Below are 16,993 nucleotides of genomic sequence, written 5' to 3'. Positions count from 1 at the left end.
ACCAGCTACGAAGCCGGCCTGCACCTGTGCGGTGCCGTCATCTGGCTCCGCAGCCTGAGACCCGCATCATGATCCAAACTCAGAACACTCCCTAGGGGTCGCGACAGGCTCATCCCGGAAGGGACCAGTACATCTCTGAGTGGACGTCAGTTTCACTGCCTGCGGCCTACCGTCGCTGACATGAGCCGACTTCGCACCACCGCCGTCGCCGCCGCCCTGCTGCTCGCGCTGCCGTTGTCCGTCGCCGCCGCCTCGCCGGCCCTCGCCGCGCCCTCGCCCACCGGGGCCGCCGCACCCGCCGCCCAGACCGCCGTCCGCATCGAACTCCCGCGCCCGACGGGCCGGTACGCGGTCGGGCAGGAAGTCCTGCAGCTGGTGGACCAGAACCGTCCGGACCCGTGGGTGCCGTCCGCCGGACCGCGCCGGCTGATGGTCTCGATGTACTACCCCGCGCACGCCGGGACGGGCAGCCCGGCGCCGTACATGACCGAGGGGGCGGCCCGTGCACTGCTGGACGCGAAGCTGCCGGGCACCACCATCCCGACCGAGGCGTTGACCGGCACCCGGACCTGGGCGGAGTCCGGCGCGCGCCCGCAGGGCGGCCACTACCCGCTCGTGGTGCTGTCGCCCGGCTTCACCATGCAGCGGACCTCACTGACCAGCCTCGCCGTGGACCTGACCAGCCGGGGGTACGTGGTCGCCCTGGTCGATCACACCTACGAGAACTTCGGGACCACCTTCCCGGACGGGCAGACACTGCCCTGCGTGATGTGCGGGCGGCTCAGGACCCCCGAGGCCTGGGCGAGCCTGGACGAGAACCGGGCGAAGGACGTGTCCTTCGTCATCGACCAGCTGACCGACCGCCCCCACCCTGCCTGGCGCTACGCCCGCATGATCGACCGCGACCGGATCGGCATGGCCGGGCACTCGGCCGGGGGCGCGGCCACCGTCCCGGCACTGCTCGCCGACGACCGGATCCAGGCCGGGGTGGACCTCGACGGCACCATGGACGTCCCGGTCCCGGCCTCGGGGATCGGCGGCAAGCCGTTCCTGATGATGGGCCACCCGCTGGGCAACGGCGACGAGGACGGCAGCTGGGTCACGAGCTGGTCCAACCTGGACGGCTGGAAGCGGTGGCTGACCGTCGACGGCACCATCCACCCCAGCTTCACCGACTTCCCGGTGCTCATCGACGGGCTCAGCCTCCCGCAGGGGCCCGGGGCCACCATCGCGCCCCGCCGCGCCGTCGAGCTCACCCGCCAGTACGTCGGCGCCTTCTTCGACCTGCAGCTGAAGGGCATCGAGCAGCCGCTGCTCGACGGGCCGACCGCCGCCAACCCGGAGGTGCGGTTCCACTCCTGACCATCGGCCCGTGGGCGAGGCCGCCGGCACCCCGCCGACGGCCTCGTCGGCGTACGCGGGCGGACGCGCGGACAGGTCAGGCGGGCACGGCCGCCGAGGCAATCGGTTCGAGCAGCGGGTGCGGGCCGACCAAAGCGCGGGAGACCGGGTCCTCGCGGCGACTGCCCGAGCGGGCGGGGTTGGGGCGCATGGTGATCTCGGCCGGCGGGACGGGTGAACCGCCGCAGGTCGGGCAGGCGCCGACGAGGTCGAGGTCGGTGCCGCAGGCGGCGTGCGCGAAGAGGTGGTGCGGGCCGCCCTCGGTGGCGTGCCGGCCGCCCCAGCGGCTCAACTGGTAGAGCGGGCCCCAGAGTTCGAGGCCGGTCTCGGTGAGCAGATAGCCATGGCGCAGCGGCGCCTGCTGGTACGGCTCCTTGCTCAGCACCCCGGCCGCGACCAGGGCGTTGAGGCGCGTGGTGAGGACGGCGCGCGGGATGCCGAGGTGGGTGAGGAAGTCGTTGAAGCGCTGCACCCCGTAGAACGCGTCGCGCAAGATCAGCAGGCTCCAGCGCTCGCCGACCACCTCCAGGGCGCGGGCCAGTGCGCAGTCCTGCAGTTCGTAGTCGGTTCCCAGGGCCATGGGCGCCAGCCTAGTCCACGGCCCTAGCGGGTTCAATGAACAGACCAACAGTGGTAGCGTGCCACCCGAAACGAAGGTTCATTCACCAGACCTTCGGGGCGGAACGGCCGGTCCCGGGGTCCAGTCCGGAGGGAACACCCATGCCCCCCGCAGCACCCGGCTCCTCCCCGGCACCACCCACCTCCTCCCCCGCCACCCCGCCTCCGCGCGTCCGGCCCGGCGCCACGCTCGCGACCACCTCGGCGGCGACCGCGCTGACCACCGTGGCCTACACCGCCCCCACCGCCTCGCTCGCCGCCACCGCCCAAGCCGCCCACCTGGGCGCCTCCGGCCGCACCTGGATCCTCACCGGCACCCTGGTCGGCATCTCGGCGCTGCTGCTCACCGCCGGAAGCGCCGCCGACGACCACGGGCGCAAACGGGTCTTCACCTTCGGCGTGCTGCTGTTCGCGGCTGCCGAGACGCTGTCCACCCTGGCCCCCGGCGGCGCCGTCTACCTGGCCGCCCGAGTACTCCTCGGCCTCGCCTCGGCGGCCGTCCTGGCACCGGCACTCGCCCTGATCAGCCACGCCCACCCGACCGGGCCCGAACGGATCCGGGCACTGGGCGTCTGGGGTGCGGCCGTCGGCCTCGGGATCGCGATCGGCCCGGTGTACGGCGCACTGGTCCAGCAGTGGGCCGGGTGGCGCGCGGTCAGCGGCGGCATCGCGGTGGCCTCGGCCGTCGTGGCCGCCTGCGCCGTCGCCGTCCTCACCGAGTCACGGGCCGAGCGGCCGCGCGCATTCGACCCGTACGGGGTGCTCACGCTCGCCACCGGAACGTCCTGCCTGATCGCGGGGCTGGCCGAGGGGCGCAGCGGGTGGGGGCGGCCCTCGGTGGTGGCGCTGCTGGTGGGCGGGGTGCTGCTGCTGGCGGCGTTCGCCGTGGTCGAGGCGAGGGTGCGGGAGCCGATGCTGGACCTCGCGCTGTTCCGCAGCCCCGGCTTCATCGCGGCCACCGGCGGGGCGCTGTTCACCGGGCTGTCGCTGGTCGGGTTCATGAGCTACCTGCCCACCCTGCTCCAGGGCGTACTCGGCCTGTCCGGGCCGGCGGCGGGCGGCGTGCTGGCGCTGTGGTCGGGCCTGTCGGTGGTGTCCGCGCTGCAGGCCCGACGGCTGGCGGCGCACCTGTCGGCCACCGCGCAGGTCGCCCTCGGGCTGCTGGTCTGCGGGGCGGGCGAGCTGGGCCTGTACGGGCTCACGCCCGGCTCGTCCTGGCTGCGACTGGCCCCGGGGCTCGCCGTCGCGGGCATCGGCAGCGGGGTGCTCAACGCGGCCCTCGCCCGGCTGGCGGTCGGCAGCGTCCCGGCACACCGGGCGGCGATGGGCTCCGGCGCCAACAACACCTCCCGCTACCTGGGTTCGGCCCTCGGCGTGGCGGTCACGGTCGCCGTCGCCGGCTCCGCCCGCCCGGGCGCGCCCGGCCCCGAGGCGGCGGCCCGCGCCCTCGCGGCGGGCTGCGATCGGGCCGTCCTGGTCGCCGCCGCCCTCTGCCTGCTCGGCGCGCTGCTCGCCCTCGCCGCCCGCACCGCCGAAGCCCGCACGGACGCGGAGACGGACACAGCGCAGCCAGCCCGAGAACCCGCCGCCACCCGGTGACGGTCAAGAAGTCGACCCGGCCGACGTCCCACGCAGCCGCCCACACGGATACGCAGACAGATGCCACGCAACCGGCCCGAAAGCCCTCGGCCGTACGGTGGCGCACAAGAACGCACAAGAAGTCGACCCCGCCGACTTCCCGCGCACCGCACCGCACCGCGCGGCGCGGCGCGGCTGGGACGGGACCGGCTCGGGGCTGTTCGTGCTGTGCCCGGAGGCGGCCGTCGGGGGGGGGGGGGGTGGACGGCCGGGGAGGCGCTGCCTGCACCCGCCGAGGAGTATGCGGCCGCGTTCCCGGTGCCCGGGCACGGTGACGCGCCGGTACTGGGCGGGGAGCCGCTGCTCGTCGGGTGGCCGGCCCAGGAGCGCCTGCTGCCACGGTGAGCGGCCGCCCGGGGCCGCGTGCGAAGATGGCAGGGCTGGTGGGAACGATCTCCGGACGCTTCTGGGACGGTTCTCTGGCCATGGTGGACCACAACACGCAGCGCGAGGAGGAGCCGCAGCAGGACGCCCTGCTGATGGTGCCGATCGCGACGGCGCTGATCGCGGCGGACGGGCGGATCCTGCACTGGAGCAGCGACGCGGAGGCACTGCTCGGTCACCGTGCGGAGGACGCGGTCGGGGCGAAGGCGGCGAAGCTGCTGACCTCCGACGTGGAGCGGCCCGAGGTGCTCCAGTTGTTCCAGCGGATCCTCGAGGGCCGGCCCTGGACCGGCGTGTTCCCGGTGCGCCACCGTGACGGGCACCTGGTGAACCTGGAGTTCCGCACCCATCCGATCCGCGGGCCCGGCGGTGAACCGCTGGTGCTGGCGGTGGCCTCCGAGGTGACGACGCTGCGCCGGATCCAGGCGGACCTGGCGGTCCTGGACGGGTTCTTCACCCAGTCCCCGGTCGGCATGGGAGTCTTCGACACCGAGCTGCGTTTCGTCCGGTTGAACGAGGCGCTGGCCCGGGCCAACGGCCTGGCCCCCGGACAGCACCTGGGCCACCGGCTCACCGAGGTACTGCCCGGGATCAACGGCGCCGAGGCCGAAGCGGTGATGCGCCAGGTGCTGGAGAGCGGCGAGCCGGTGGTGGACACCCGCTCGCACGGCCGGACCCCGGGTGACCCGCAGCACGACCACGCCTGGTCGGCCTCCTACTTCCGGCTGGAGGACCGCAGCGGTCGGGTGCTCGGGGTGAGTTCGACCGTCATCGACATCACCGAGCGGTTCCGGGCCGATGCCCGTGCGGCCCGCGCGCAGGAGCGGCTGGCCCTGCTGGTCGATGCGACCGCCTCCATCGGCACCACGCTCGACCTGCGGCAGACCGCCCGGGAGCTGGCCGACGCGATGGTGCCCCGGGTCGCGGACATCAGCGGGGTGTTCGCGCTGGAGGCACTGGTGGCCGGCCGGAACGTCGAGCCGCCCGCCCCGGACACGCCCCAGTTGGTGCGTCGCCTGGCGCTGGCGACTGCCGACCCGCTCTACCCGTCCGAGGCGCTGCCGGTGGACGCCGTGTACGAGCTGCCGCCGGACTCCCCGTACGCCCGCGCGATGAGCACCGGGCGCACGGTGGTCACCCCGTCGTGGGAGCTGCCGGTGCTGAGCGAGGGCATCAACGAGAGCCGCCGGCAGGCCTACCTCGGCGACCGGCCGCGCTCGGTGCGGATCACCCCGCTGGTGGCGCGCGGCACCACGCTCGGCATGGTGGTGTACTCGCGGCGCGGTGAGCGCGAGTCCTTCGCGGAGGCCGACATCACGCTCGGTGACGAGCTGGCCTCGCGGGCCGCCGTCGCGATCGACAACGCCCGGCTGTACCTGCGCCAGCACCAGACCGTGCTGGCCCGCCAGCAGGCGCTGCGCGAGGCCAAGGCCGCGCAGGAGCGCCTGGCGCTGGTCAACGTGGCCTCGACCCGGATCGGCACCACGCTCGATCTCGCCCAGACCGCACAGGAGTTGGCCGAGGTGGCGACGCCCAGGCTGGCCGACACGGTGGTGGTGGAGGTGCTGGAGGAGCTGGTCCGCGGCGAGCGTGAGGCCCGCGCGCCGGCGGACGGCTCGGCGCTGCTGCGGCGGATGGCCTTCCATTCGGTGCACGGCTCGACCCTGAAGCCGATCGCCCGCACCGGCAACGTGCACCGTTTCCAACCCGGTTCGCCGTACGCGTGGAGCTTGGCGCACCGCAAGCCGGTGCTGGTGCCGCGGATGGACGAACAGGGCATGGCCTGGTTCGCCGACGACCCGGTGCGCACCGCCGCCATACGGGAGCAGAACGTGCGCTCGTTCATGGTGGTCCCGCTGATCGCGCGCGGCACCCCGGTCGGCGTGGCGGGCTTCTACCGGACCCTGGTCGAGCGCCCGTACGAGGACGACGACGTGGCGCTGGCCGGGGAGTTGGCGGTGCGGGCGGCCGTCTCCATCGACAACGCGCTGCTGTTCACCCGCGAACGCGACGCGGCGGCCGCCCGGCAGCGGGCGTTGGACGAGGCCTGGGCCGCCCAGCAGCGGCTGTCGCTGTTGAACGAGGCCAGCAACCGGATCGGCACCACGCTCGATCTGCACCGCACCGCCCAGGAGTTGGTGGAGGTGGTGCTCCCGCGCTTCGCCGACTTCGTCACCGTGGACCTGCGGGAGGCGGTGCTCAGCGGCGAGGAGCCGGGGACCGTCCCGGCGGAGGGTCGGGTGCTGATGCGGGCGGTGGCGGTCGGCGAAGTGACCTCGGACGGCACCATGACGGGGGCCGCCGACCAGGTGGGCGAGACCTCGCAGTCCGCCCAGCTGTACGCGCAGAGCCTGCGCACCCGGCGCTCGATCCTGGTGTCCGAGGTGACCGAGGAGGAGCTGCGCCGGATCGTCGCCTCCCCCGACCGGGTGCAGCCGGGGCTGGACGCCGGGGTGCACTCGTACCTGATGGTGCCGCTGATGGCGCGCGGACACGTGCTGGGCGGCGCGGAGTTCGTCCGCACCCGCAACCCGGTGCCGTTCGGCCCGGCTGACCGCTCGCTGGCCGAGGAGCTGGCCGCCCGCACCGCGCTCGCGATCGACAACGGCCGGCTCTACCGCCGGGAGCGGGACACCGCGCTCATGCTGCAGCGCAGTCTGCTGCCGCAGGAGGTGCACCGCACCCTCGGCCTGGAGATCGCCTACCGCTACCTGCCCAGCAGCGTGGTCAGCGAGGTCGGCGGCGACTGGTTCGACGTGGTGCCGCTCTCCTCCGGGCGGGTCGCGCTGATCGTCGGCGACGTCATGGGCCACGGCATCCGGGCCGCCGCCACGATGGGCCAACTCCGTACGGCGGCACGAACGTTGATCACCCTTGACCTGGACCCGGCGCGGGTCCTGTACCGGCTGGACGAGGCCACCACGGCCGTCGGCGAGGGCCAGTTCGCCACCTGCGTCTGCGTGGTGTACGACCCGGTGGACCGCCGCTGCACCGCGGCCAGCGCCGGGCACCTGCCGCCCGTGGTCTGCGACGCCGAGGGACGGGCCCACCTGGTCGAGCTGCCGACCGGCACACCCCTCGGCGTCGGCGGAGTCCCGTTCGAGAGCGCCGAGTTCACCCTCCCCGAGGAGGGCATCCTGACGCTCTACACGGACGGCCTGGTCGAGCGCCGGGGCCGCGACCTGGACGAGGGCCTGCAGTTGCTCTGCCGCACCGTCGCCGACCGGCGCCGCTCGCTGGAGCAGACCTGCGACGCCGTCCTGACCCGGCTCACCGGCCGCACCAGCGAGGACGACATCGCCGTCATCATGGCGCAGGTCCGCCCGCACGGCGCGGACCGGATCGCCACCCTGCCGCTCACCGGCGACCGCGCGATGGTCGCGCACTCGCGCCGCTTCACCCGCGAGACGCTGGCGGGCTGGGGTCTCGGCGCCCTGGCCGACTGGGCCGAACTGCTCACCAGCGAACTGATCACCAACGCCCTGGTGCACGCCGGATCCCCCACCCAGCTGAGGCTGTTCTGCAACCGGGTGCTCACCGTCGAGGTCGCCGACCAGGAGGCCGAGGCGCCCCGGATCCGCCGCGCCCGCACCGAGGACGAGGGCGGCCGGGGCATCCACCTGGTCAACGAGCTCGCGCACCGCTGGGGCAGCCGCCGCACCGCCGACGGCAAGGTGGTCTGGTTCGAGCTGGAGCTGCCCCCGGGGGTCTCGTCCACCACCTGAACAACGGACGCTGTCGGGCCGCCGCCACGGCTGTCGGCCCGGGCGGCCACCTCACCGACACCCGACCGGCCCGCCCGGCCGGGACCGGGCCGCGCTCAGTCCGGCAGGAGGAGGTTGACGTCGCCGAACTCGTGCCAGAGGTAGCGGTGTTGGACGGCGGCGCGGTAGCAGGTGGCGAGGAGGGGGCGGCCGGCGACAGCGGCGAGCATCAGGAGGTGGGAGGCGCGGGGTTCGTGCCAGCCGGTGAGGAGGCCGTCGACGGCGCGGACGCCGCGTTCGGGGGTGATGACCAACTCGGTCCAGCCGTCGGCTTCCTGGAGGGTGCCGTCCGGTGTGGCCGCGGACTCCAGGGCGCGGACCACGGTGGTGCCGACGGCGATCACCCGGCCGCCGTCGGCCCGGACGTGACCGGCCAGTCGGGCGGTGGCGGCCGGGACGCGGAAGCGCTCGGCGTACGGGGCCTCGTGCGCCTCGGGCGAAGCCACCCCGGTGTGCAGGGTGACCGGCGCGACGAGCACGCCCCGGCCGGCCAGCCGGGCCACCACCTCGGCGCTGAACGGGCGGGCCGCGCTGGGCATTTCGCTGCTACCGGGGACGGTCGCGAAGACCGTCTGGTAGGCCTCGATCGGCCACTCGCGGTCCACGTAGCCGTACCGGATCGCCCGGCCGTGCACCGCCAGGTACGGCAACAGCTCGCAGGGCAGGGCGAGTTCGGCGTACCAGAGGCGGGCGGTGAAAGCCCGGGTCAGCACCGCCGTACCGCCTGCGGGCAGGGCGACCCGCAGGCCCGCGCGGGCCGGGGACTCCGCCGGCGAGTAGTACGCCGCCGCTTGCCCGGGCACGACACGACGCAACTCGACCAGGTGGGCGCCGTACCGGTCCGGCTGGGCGGAGGAGACGTGCAGCGCGACGGGCGTGCCGTCGGGCAGCCGGCCGGGCAGCGCGGCCGGGAGGGTGGCCGAGTTGTTGACCACCACGAGGTCTCCCGGGCGCAGCACCTCGGGCAGGTCGGCGAACCGGCGGTGCTCGACGGCGCCGGTGTCGCGGCGGCCGACCAGCATCCGGACGCCGTCCCGGGCCGTGCCACGCGCCTCCGCCGGTGCACGGGCGGAGAGTTCGGGCGGGACGGCGAGGTCGAGGCCGAGGTCGAGGCCGAAGCCGAGGCCAAGGCCGGTGAATGCGGTCATCGCCCGCCCCGGTCCCCGGCCGGGACGGCCAGGTCGTCGGCCGGGGCGGCGAGGTCCTCGGCACGGTAGCGGCCGGACGGGGTGCGGTCGCGGAGCAGGCCGAGCAGGACCGGCGCCACCTGCTCGGGCAGCGGCTCGCCGGAGATGTCCTCGCCGGGGCTGGCCTCCTGGAGCATTCGGGTGCGCATGCTGCCCGGGTCGACCGCCCAGACCCTCAGCTCCGGTTCCTCCCGGGCGAGGACGGCGGTGGCCAGGTCGAGCGCGGCCTTGCTGGCGCCGTAGCCGCCCCAGCCGAGGTAGGGCACCACGGCGGCGTCGGAGCTGATGTTGAGGACGGCGCCGGCGTGACCGCGCAGTTGGGGCAGGACGAGCTGGGTGAGGGCGATCGGGGCGAGCGCGTTGACCTCGAAGGTCTCCAGCAGGTCCGGCAGCGGGTAGTCGGCCAGCCGGGGCAGCGGCTCGGATCCGGGGGCGGGGGCGCCGTTGAGCGTGCCGGCGTTGTTGACCAGCAGGCTCGCGCCGCCGAGGCGCTCGGCGGCCTCGGCGAGGTGGGCGCGGTGGTCGTCGTCGACGACGCTGCCGGGCAGCGCGACGACCTTGGTGACGGCGGACAGGTCCGCCTCGGCGGCGGCGAGTCCGGCCGCGCCCCGGGCGGTGATCACCAGCTGCCAGCCGTCGGCGGCGAGGGCGTGCGCGAGGGCCAGCCCGAGGCCCCGGGAGGCGCCGGTGACCAGGGCGACGGGGGCGGTGTGCGGTGCGGCGGTGCGCTGTGCTGCGTTCATGCCGTAACGATCCGCCGCCGGGGCGGGCGGCGGATCGGCCCTCGGAACCGGGACCGGGTCGGACCTTGGGACTAGACCGGCGGACGGACCCGGGACTCCGAGCCCGCGCCCGAGCCCTCCGAGCCCGAGCCTTCCGCCCCGCCCTCCGACCAGCCCTCGGACCAGCCCTGCGGGTCGGTCCAGGCGGCCAGGGTGCGGCGGCTCTCGAAGCGGCGTTCCCGGCCGGTCAGCGGGTCGGTGAACTCGATCGCCGAGGCGAGCAGCTGCAGCGGACGGCGGAAGTCGTCCGGGGCCGGTTCGGGCAGCACCACCGGGTACACCGGGTCGCCGAGGATCGGCAGTCCGAGGCCGCTCATGTGCAGCCGCAGCTGGTGGGTGCGTCCGCTGAGCGGGCGCAGCCGGTAGCGGGCGAGGCCGTCGCGGCGCTCCAGCAGGTCGATCCGGCTCTCGCTGTTCGGCGGCGCGTCGACCTCCTGCGCGGCGATCACCCCGCGCTCCTTGACGATGTGGCTGCGCACGGTGCGCGGCAGGCTCAGCTCCGGGTCGTACGGAGCGATCGCCCGGTACTCCTTGCGCACCAGGCGGTCGCGGAACAGCGTCTGGTAGGCACCGCGCTCCTCGGGGCGCACGACGAACATGGCGAGGCCGGCGGTGAGCCGGTCCAGGCGGTGCGCGGGGCTGAGCACGGGCAGGTCGAGGGTGTGCCGCAGCCGGGAGAGCGCAGTCTCGGTGACGTGCCTGCCGCGCGGGGTGGTGGCCAGGAAGTGCGGCTTGTCGACGACCACCAGGTGCTCGTCGCGGTACAGCACGACCAGCTCGAACGGGACCCGCGCCTCCTCCGGGAGGTCCCGGTGGAACCAGACGTGCGCGCCGGGGCGGAACGGTTCGTCCGGGGCGACCGGACCGAGCGCGCCGACGATCTCGCCGTCGCGCAGCGCCGCCTCGATCCGCTCGGCCGGGACGGTGGGCAGCCGGTCGACCAGGTGGTCCCGCAGGGTGGGCCAGGGGCCTTCGAGCGGCAGCCGGAGGTGCACCGGGTCCACGCCGTGGCGTTGCGGGAGGGGGGAGGTCGGGCGGCGGCTCTTGCGTCTCATCTCCCGGCCCAGCGTAGTGCGCGCCCCGCCCGTGCCCGCGGCCGAGGTGCTGCCGCGGCCCGCGGCCGAGGTGCCGGGCCGGGGTGGGGCGGGGAGAGTGGACCGGTGGCCCTCGCTCGGCCGGCGGCCACCGACGCTCGGTCGATCAGCTACCGGACCCCTGTCGGGCCTTCCGACGGACCACTGGACGGACCCCTGGAGGACGCGTGACCGCCGACGGCCCGGACGGGGTGCCGCCGCTGCACCTGCCCCGACGGACCCGGATGCTGCTGTACGGCTCGCTCCTGCTGCTGGTCGCCGCCGTGGTGGCCGCCCTGGCCCTCGGCCCGGGGACCACCCTGGCGCCGCTGCTCGCGGTGGCCCCCGTCCTCGCCGGGGCGACCACCCGACGGGCCCGGGTGCCGCTGCTGGTCGGCGCGGCGGCGCTGCTCGCGGTCGGGCTGCTGGAGTCGGCCAACACGCAGCTGCCGCTCTCCGTCCGGATCAGCGTGCCGGTCACGGTACTGGCCTCGACGCTGGCCAGCGCCGCCAGCGTCGTCCTGGTGGCGGCCCGCGAACGGGAGCTGTTCCAGGTCCGGACGGTGGCCGAGGCGGCGCAGCGGGCCCTGCTGCGGCCGCCGGCCGAGCGGATCGGGCCGCTGCGGGTGGCGGTGCGCTATGTCGCGGCGGCGGCCGAGGCGCGGATCGGCGGGGACCTGTACGCCGTGGTGGAGACCCGGTTCGGGGTGCGGATCCTGCTGGGCGACGTCCAGGGGCACGGGCTCCCGGCGGTGGAGACGGCGGCGGACGTCCTCGGGGTGTTCCGGGAGGCGGCGCGGACCGAGCCCGACCCCGGGCGGCTCGCGGAGCGGCTGGACGCGGCGCTCACGGCCCGCCCGGACGAGGACCGGTTCGCCACCGCGCTGCTGCTCGACGTGGCGCCGGACCGGGGGCCGGTGCAGGTCGTGAACTGCGGCCACCCGGCCCCGCTGCTGCGCCGGGCGGGCCGGGTGTGCGAGCTGGAGCCCCCGTTCCCGGCGCCGCCGCTGGGGCTGCTCGGGCTGACCGGCGACGAGTACCCGGCGCGGCGGTTCGACCCGGAGCCGGGCGACCTGCTGGTCCTGCACACCGACGGCGTGTCGGAGGCCCGGGACGCCGACGGGCATTTCTACCCGCTGGCGCAGCGACTGCCCGGCCTGCACGGCGGCAGCCCGGCGGACCTGCTGGACGCGCTGCTGGCGGACGTCGGCGGCTGGGTCGGGGACTCGGGGCTGGCCGACGACGCGGCGGTGCTGGCAGTGCGCTGGGAGCCGTGACAGGCCGGCGGGGCGGGGACGGCGGGGACGGCGGGGCTCAGGGGAGCAGGCAACGATTGTCAGTGGTGGGTGCAAGGCTCGGTGCGCGGTCGGCGGGGAGCCTGCTCGGTGCCCTGCCGCCGGACCACGACCGACGATCGACGAGGGGACGCTGCCGTGGGGTTCAAGGCTGAGGGGTTCAGGGCCGAGGGATCGTTCGAGCTGACGGCGTTCGAGCCGGTGGAGACGGAGGAGCGGGAGGGCGCGTCCTTCGGGCGGATCCGGATCGCCAAGACCTTCGCGGGCGCGCTGAGCGGGACGAGCGAGGTGCGGATGCTCTCCGTCGGGGGCCCGTCCGGCGGCCCGGCGTCGTACGTCGCGGTGGAGCACGTGACGGGTGAACTGGACGGGCGCAAGGGCTCGTTCGTGCTCCAGCACACGGCCTGGGACGCCACCGGGACGACGATCCGCGTGGTGCCGGGCACGGGGGCGGGCGAGCTGGCCGGGATCACCGGGGAGTTCCACTTGGCCGTCGACGAGTCCGGCGCCCACACCTTCGTCCTGGAGTACGAGCTGGGCTGAGCATATGAGCCGGGCTGACGTCCCGGGCTGACGAGCCGTACTGACGTCCCGCACCGCCGCGCCGCCGCCGCGCGCCGCACCCGCCGAAGGCTCGGCGGCACTGTCACGATGATGCGATCAGTGCACGATCGACATCGGAGGGTGGCACATGCCCGGCACGGCGGTGGATCGTACGACGGCAGCGGTCAGGACAGCGGTCACGACAGCGGTCACGACAGCAGCCGCAGCAACGGTCACGGAGGCGGCCACGGTCGAGGAGGTGGTCGGCCGGCTGCGGGAGATCGGGGCGGGGCTGCCCCAAGCCGACGGGGTGGCGGTCTTCAACCGGCTCTACCTCGACGTCACGGAGGCGGTCCGCGAGCGGCTCGCCGACGGGTACTTCGCCGACCCCGCGGCGATGGCCGAGCTGGACGTGGTGTTCGCCGGGCGGTACCTGCGGGCCGTGGCCGCCGACGCGGCCGGGCAGGAGCCGCCCGCCTGCTGGCGGGCCCTGTTCGCGCTGCGCGCCCACCCGGGCGTGCACCCGCTGCAGTTCGCGTTGGCCGGGATGAACGCCCACATCCAGCACGACCTGCCGCTGGCCGTCGTGGACACCTGCCGCCGCCGGGGCTGCGAACCGGCCGCCGTCGAGAAGGACTACCACCGGATCAACGGGGTGCTGGCCGAGGTGGAGGCGGCCGTCCGGGAGCGGCTGATGCCCGGGCCCGACCTGCTGGAGCACGCCGAGCCGCTCACCCACCGGCTCGGCGCGTGGTCGGTCGCCTCGGCCCGCGAGGGGGCGTGGACCGCCGTCGCGGCGCTCTGGGAGCTGCGGCACCTGCCGGGCGCGGCCCGGGCTTTCGCCGCCGCGCTGGACGGCTCGGTCGGGCTGCTCGGCCACGCCCTGCTGCTCCCGCTCGGGCGGGGAGACGGACACACCCCGACCGACACGGCACCGACCGACATCGCCCCGACCGACATCGCCCCGACCGACACGGCGCCGCTCGGCCGGCTCCCCGAGGCGAGGAACCGGCCGGCCGGCGCCGGGGATGCGGGCGATCAGGCCCAGCTGGAGTGCAGCGGCTTGCCCTCGGCGTAGCCGGCCGCGCTCTGGATGCCCACGATCGCCTTCTCCTGGAACTCCTCCAGGCTGTTGGCGCCCGCGTAGGTGCAGGAGCTGCGCACGCCGGCGATGATCGAGTCGATCAGGTCCTCGACTCCCGGGCGGGTCGGGTCGAGGAACATCCGGGAGTGCGAGATGCCCTCCTCGAACAGGGCCTTGCGGGCCCGGTCGTACGAGGAGTCCTGGGCGGTGCGGTTGCTCACCGCGCGGGCCGAGGCCATGCCGAAGCTCTCCTTGTACTGGCGGCCGTCGGCGGCGGTCTGCAGGTCGCCCGGGGACTCGTAGGTACCGGCGAACCAGGAGCCGATCATCACGTTGGAGGCGCCGGCGGCCAACGCCATCGCGACGTCGCGCGGGTGCCGCACGCCGCCGTCGGCCCACACGTGCTTGCCGAGTCGGCGCGCCTCGGCGGCGCACTCCAGGACGGCGGAGAACTGCGGGCGGCCGACGCCGGTCATCATCCGGGTGGTGCACATGGCGCCCGGGCCGACACCGACCTTGAGGATGTCGGCGCCCGCCTCGACGAGGTCGCGGACACCGGCGGCGGAGACCACGTTGCCGGCCACGATCGGGATCTGCGGGTCCAGGCCGCGCACCGCGCGCAGCGCGCTGATCATGGATTCCTGGTGGCCGTGCGCGGTGTCCACCACCAGCACGTCGGCGCCGGCCTCGATGAGGGCCTTGGCCTTGCCCGCGACGTCGCCGTTGATGCCGACCGTGGCGGCGATCCGCAGCTTGCCGGCCGCGTCCACGGCCGGGGTGTAGAGGGTGGCGCGCAGCGCACCCTTGCGGGTGAGGATGCCGACCAGACGGCCCTCGCCGTCGACCACCGGGGCGAGCTTGCGGTGCCCCTCGGTGAGCTTCTCGAAGGCGGCGCGCGGCTCGATGTGCTCGTCCAGCAGCAGCAGGTCGCGGGACATGATGTCGGCGAGGCTGGTGAAGCGGTCGACGCCCTGGCAGTCGGAGTCGGCGACCACGCCGACCGGCTTGCCGTCCTCGACGACCACGAGGGCGCCGTGCGCGCGCTTGTGCAGCAGCGAGAGCGCCTCGGCGACGGTGGCGCCCGGGGCGAGGGTGATCGGGGTGTCGAACACCAGGTGGCGCTGCTTGACCCAGGAGATGACGTCGGCGATGACCTCGGTGGGGATGTCCTGCGGGATGGCGACCAGGCCGCCGCGGCGGGCGACGGTCTCGGCCATCCGGCGGCCGGCGATCGCGGTCATGTTGGCCACGACCAGCGGGATGGTGGTGCCGGTGCCGTCGTTCGAGGAGAGGTCCACACCCTGCCGGGAGCCCACGGCGGAACGGCTGGGGACCATGAAGACGTCGTCGTACGTGAGGTCGTACGAGGGCTTGAGGTCGTTCAGGAAGCGCATGAAGGGGGCTCTCTGGCTGGGAGAAATTACACCTCGGGTGCGGTTGCGGCGATGCCGTCGGGGCGCACTCGGGCGCCCTGCACCCAGCATTCGATTCTCCGTGAGGGCGGAGGCAAAAGCCAGTTCGAGGAGCATTGCTGGGGCTGTGCACAAACAGTGATCAATGCTCCGCGCGTAGACATGGACGATCATACAAAGACCCCCTCCCACGTCCGCTTTTCGCCTCGGCGTGGACCGCTCCCGTAGCATTCACGCGGTAAACGGCGAGGCGAACGGGAAACGGCAGCAGGCGTGGGCATCGGGCAGACGGACATCCGGCAGGGTCAGGACGAGGACACCGAGGAGGAGATCGACTACGGTCCCGGCCTCGACCCGGAGCGGCTGAAGCTCTGTCTGGAGGTGATCGCCGAGCTCGACGAACTGCACGTCGACCACCCGGACGCGATCACCGTCCGCCAGGCCGTCGGCGGCATATTCCGGACCCTCAAGCAGCGTCGCCGCCAGGAGACCCGGGCCCGCAAGACCGCCAACGACCGCGAGGTCACCGCCCGCACCGCCACCGGCGCGCCCACCCGGATCGACGACGAGACGGCCGGCGCCTTCGGCCTGACCACCGTCACCACCACCGAGATCGCCGGCATCCTGGAGCGCCCGCGCTCCTGCTACACGTGCAAGCAGCGCTACGTCGAGGTCGACGCGTTCTACCACAACCTCTGCCAGGACTGCGCCGTCAAGAACCGCGCCCACCGGGACGCCCGCGCCGACCTCACCGGCAAGCGCGCGCTGCTCACCGGCGGCCGGGCCAAGATCGGGATGTACATCGCGCTGATGCTGCTGCGCGACGGCGCCCACACCACCATCACCACCCGCTTCCCCAACGACGCGATCCGCCGCTTCAAGGCGATGCCGGACAGCGCCCAGTGGATCCACCGCCTCAAGGTCATCGGCATCGACCTGCGCGACCCGGCCCAGGTCATGGCACTCGCCGACGAAGTCGCCGCCGACGGCCCGCTGGACATCCTGATCAACAACGCCGCGCAGACCGTGCGCCGCCCGCCGGAGTCCTACCGCGAGCTGCTCAACGCCGAGTCCGCCCCGCTGCCCGCCGGCGAGCTGCCGCAGGCCACCACCATCGGCCGCTTCGGCAGCGGCAGCGTCGACCTGCCCGCGCTCCCCCACCAGGCGGGCGGCGACAAGCAGCGGCTGGCCGCCGAGGACGTCACCTCGCTCGCCCTGGTCACCGGCTCCGCCACCCCCGCCCGGATCGCGGCCGGCACCGCGATCGACGCCGGCGGCCTGGTGCCCGACCTCGCGGACACCAACAGCTGGGTGCAGACGGTCAGCGAGGTGGGCCCGATCGAGCTGCTGGAGGTGCAGCTCTGCAACTCCACCGCGCCGTTCATCCTGATCAGCCGGCTGCGCCCGGCGATGGCCGCCTCCCCGTCCCGCCGCAAGTACGTGGTCAACGTCTCCGCCATGGAGGGCGTGTTCCAGCGCGGCTACAAGGGCGCCGGCCACCCGCACACCAACATGGCCAAGGCCGCGCTCAACATGCTCACCCGCACCAGCGCGCAGGAGATGTTCGAGTCCGACGGCATCCTGATGACCGCCGTCGACACCGGCTGGATCACCGACGAGCGGCCGCACCCGGACAAGATGCGCCTCGCCGACGAGGGCTTCCACGCCCCGCTCGACCTGGTCGACGGCGCCGCCCGGGTGTACGACCCGATCGTGCGCGGCGAGCAGGGCGAGGACCTGTACGGCTGCTTCATGAAGGACTACGAGCGCGGCAACTGGTAACCATTCCCGGTAACCACCCGAAGGAGACCT

At 74.3% G+C, this 16,993-nt stretch carries 12 protein-coding genes; 7 read left to right on the top strand and 5 right to left on the bottom strand.

Features of this window, described 5'->3' with window-relative positions; translation table 11 throughout:
- The first annotated feature begins 180 nt into the window (after window positions 1–180).
- Window positions 181–1,362, top strand: a complete 1,182-nt coding sequence (locus ACZ52R_RS36750; RefSeq protein ID WP_465754984.1) for an alpha/beta hydrolase family protein — start codon at window positions 181–183, stop codon at window positions 1,360–1,362.
- Window positions 1,363–1,438: 76 nt separating this feature from the next.
- Here ACZ52R_RS36750 and ACZ52R_RS36745 read toward each other — a convergent pair whose 3' ends face one another.
- Entirely contained in the window at window positions 1,439–1,981 is a 543-nt protein-coding gene (locus ACZ52R_RS36745) for a winged helix-turn-helix transcriptional regulator (RefSeq protein ID WP_465662024.1), read from the bottom strand.
- Window positions 1,982–2,121: 140 nt separating this feature from the next.
- Between ACZ52R_RS36745 and ACZ52R_RS36740 the strand changes: the two genes are divergently transcribed.
- Window positions 2,122–3,618 (top strand): MFS transporter, encoded by a 1,497-nt coding sequence (locus ACZ52R_RS36740; RefSeq protein ID WP_465662022.1) that lies wholly within the window; start codon window positions 2,122–2,124, stop codon window positions 3,616–3,618.
- Between the two features lie 422 nt (window positions 3,619–4,040).
- Window positions 4,041–7,766: a SpoIIE family protein phosphatase gene (locus tag ACZ52R_RS36735; protein ID WP_465624874.1), complete on the top strand. Its 3,726-nt coding sequence runs from the start codon at window positions 4,041–4,043 to the stop codon at window positions 7,764–7,766.
- Between the two features lie 95 nt (window positions 7,767–7,861).
- Here ACZ52R_RS36735 and ACZ52R_RS36730 read toward each other — a convergent pair whose 3' ends face one another.
- The 3 genes from ACZ52R_RS36730 to ACZ52R_RS36720 form a co-directional block, all read right to left on the bottom strand.
- Entirely contained in the window at window positions 7,862–8,953 is a 1,092-nt protein-coding gene (locus tag ACZ52R_RS36730) for an S-adenosylmethionine:tRNA ribosyltransferase-isomerase (RefSeq protein WP_465662020.1), read from the bottom strand.
- Window positions 8,950–9,735 carry an SDR family NAD(P)-dependent oxidoreductase gene (locus tag ACZ52R_RS36725; protein ID WP_465624870.1) on the bottom strand — a complete coding sequence of 262 codons (786 nt, stop codon included), beginning with the start codon at window positions 9,733–9,735 and terminating at the stop codon, window positions 8,950–8,952. The genes ACZ52R_RS36730 and ACZ52R_RS36725 overlap by 4 nt, the downstream gene beginning before the upstream one ends.
- Window positions 9,736–9,806: 71 nt before the next feature.
- On the bottom strand, window positions 9,807–10,829 hold the full coding sequence (locus ACZ52R_RS36720) for a pseudouridine synthase (RefSeq protein WP_465624868.1): 1,023 nt from the start codon (window positions 10,827–10,829) through the stop codon (window positions 9,807–9,809).
- Window positions 10,830–11,035: 206 nt separating this feature from the next.
- On the opposite strand from ACZ52R_RS36720, the gene ACZ52R_RS36715 reads away from it, so the two are divergent.
- From ACZ52R_RS36715 to ACZ52R_RS36705, 3 genes are all read left to right on the top strand, one after another.
- Window positions 11,036–12,124 (top strand): PP2C family protein-serine/threonine phosphatase, encoded by a 1,089-nt coding sequence (locus ACZ52R_RS36715; protein ID WP_465624867.1) that lies wholly within the window; start codon window positions 11,036–11,038, stop codon window positions 12,122–12,124.
- Between the two features lie 156 nt (window positions 12,125–12,280).
- Window positions 12,281–12,685, top strand: coding sequence for a DUF3224 domain-containing protein (locus ACZ52R_RS36710; protein WP_465624865.1), 405 nt, complete (start codon window positions 12,281–12,283; stop codon window positions 12,683–12,685).
- 148 nt (window positions 12,686–12,833) lie between these two features.
- Entirely contained in the window at window positions 12,834–13,763 is a 930-nt protein-coding gene (locus ACZ52R_RS36705; RefSeq protein ID WP_465754983.1) for a DUF5995 family protein, read from the top strand.
- Here the strand turns inward: ACZ52R_RS36705 and ACZ52R_RS36700 are convergent.
- Complete coding sequence (locus ACZ52R_RS36700; protein WP_465624861.1) at window positions 13,724–15,163, bottom strand: GuaB1 family IMP dehydrogenase-related protein; 1,440 nt, start codon at window positions 15,161–15,163, stop codon at window positions 13,724–13,726. The genes ACZ52R_RS36705 and ACZ52R_RS36700 overlap by 40 nt on opposite strands.
- A 297-nt stretch (window positions 15,164–15,460) precedes the next feature.
- Here ACZ52R_RS36700 and ACZ52R_RS36695 point away from each other — a divergent pair, with 297 nt between their 5' ends.
- Window positions 15,461–16,963 carry an SDR family NAD(P)-dependent oxidoreductase gene (locus ACZ52R_RS36695; RefSeq protein ID WP_360492317.1) on the top strand — a complete coding sequence of 501 codons (1,503 nt, stop codon included), beginning with the start codon at window positions 15,461–15,463 and terminating at the stop codon, window positions 16,961–16,963.
- Window positions 16,964–16,993: the final 30 nt, after the last annotated feature.

Source organism: Kitasatospora sp. NPDC034023 (assembly GCF_055575795.1).
Note: the sequence above shows the minus strand (reverse complement) of the source record. Positions and strands in the feature narration are given on the sequence as shown.

What these genes read in the sequence shown, in the direction of transcription:
- ACZ52R_RS36750 (WP_465754984.1), top strand. Translation starts at nt 181, where the DNA reads ATGAGCCGACTTCGCACCACCGCCGTCGCCGCCGCCCTGCTGCTCGCG.
- ACZ52R_RS36745 (WP_465662024.1), bottom strand. Translation starts at nt 1,981, where the DNA reads ATGGCCCTGGGAACCGACTACGAACTGCAGGACTGCGCACTGGCCCGC.
- ACZ52R_RS36740 (WP_465662022.1), top strand. Translation starts at nt 2,122, where the DNA reads ATGCCCCCCGCAGCACCCGGCTCCTCCCCGGCACCACCCACCTCCTCC.
- ACZ52R_RS36730 (WP_465662020.1), bottom strand. Translation starts at nt 8,953, where the DNA reads ATGACCGCATTCACCGGCCTTGGCCTCGGCTTCGGCCTCGACCTCGGC.
- ACZ52R_RS36725 (WP_465624870.1), bottom strand. Translation starts at nt 9,735, where the DNA reads ATGAACGCAGCACAGCGCACCGCCGCACCGCACACCGCCCCCGTCGCC.
- ACZ52R_RS36720 (WP_465624868.1), bottom strand. Translation starts at nt 10,829, where the DNA reads ATGAGACGCAAGAGCCGCCGCCCGACCTCCCCCCTCCCGCAACGCCAC.
- ACZ52R_RS36705 (WP_465754983.1), top strand. Translation starts at nt 12,834, where the DNA reads ATGCCCGGCACGGCGGTGGATCGTACGACGGCAGCGGTCAGGACAGCG.
- ACZ52R_RS36700 (WP_465624861.1), bottom strand. Translation starts at nt 15,163, where the DNA reads ATGCGCTTCCTGAACGACCTCAAGCCCTCGTACGACCTCACGTACGAC.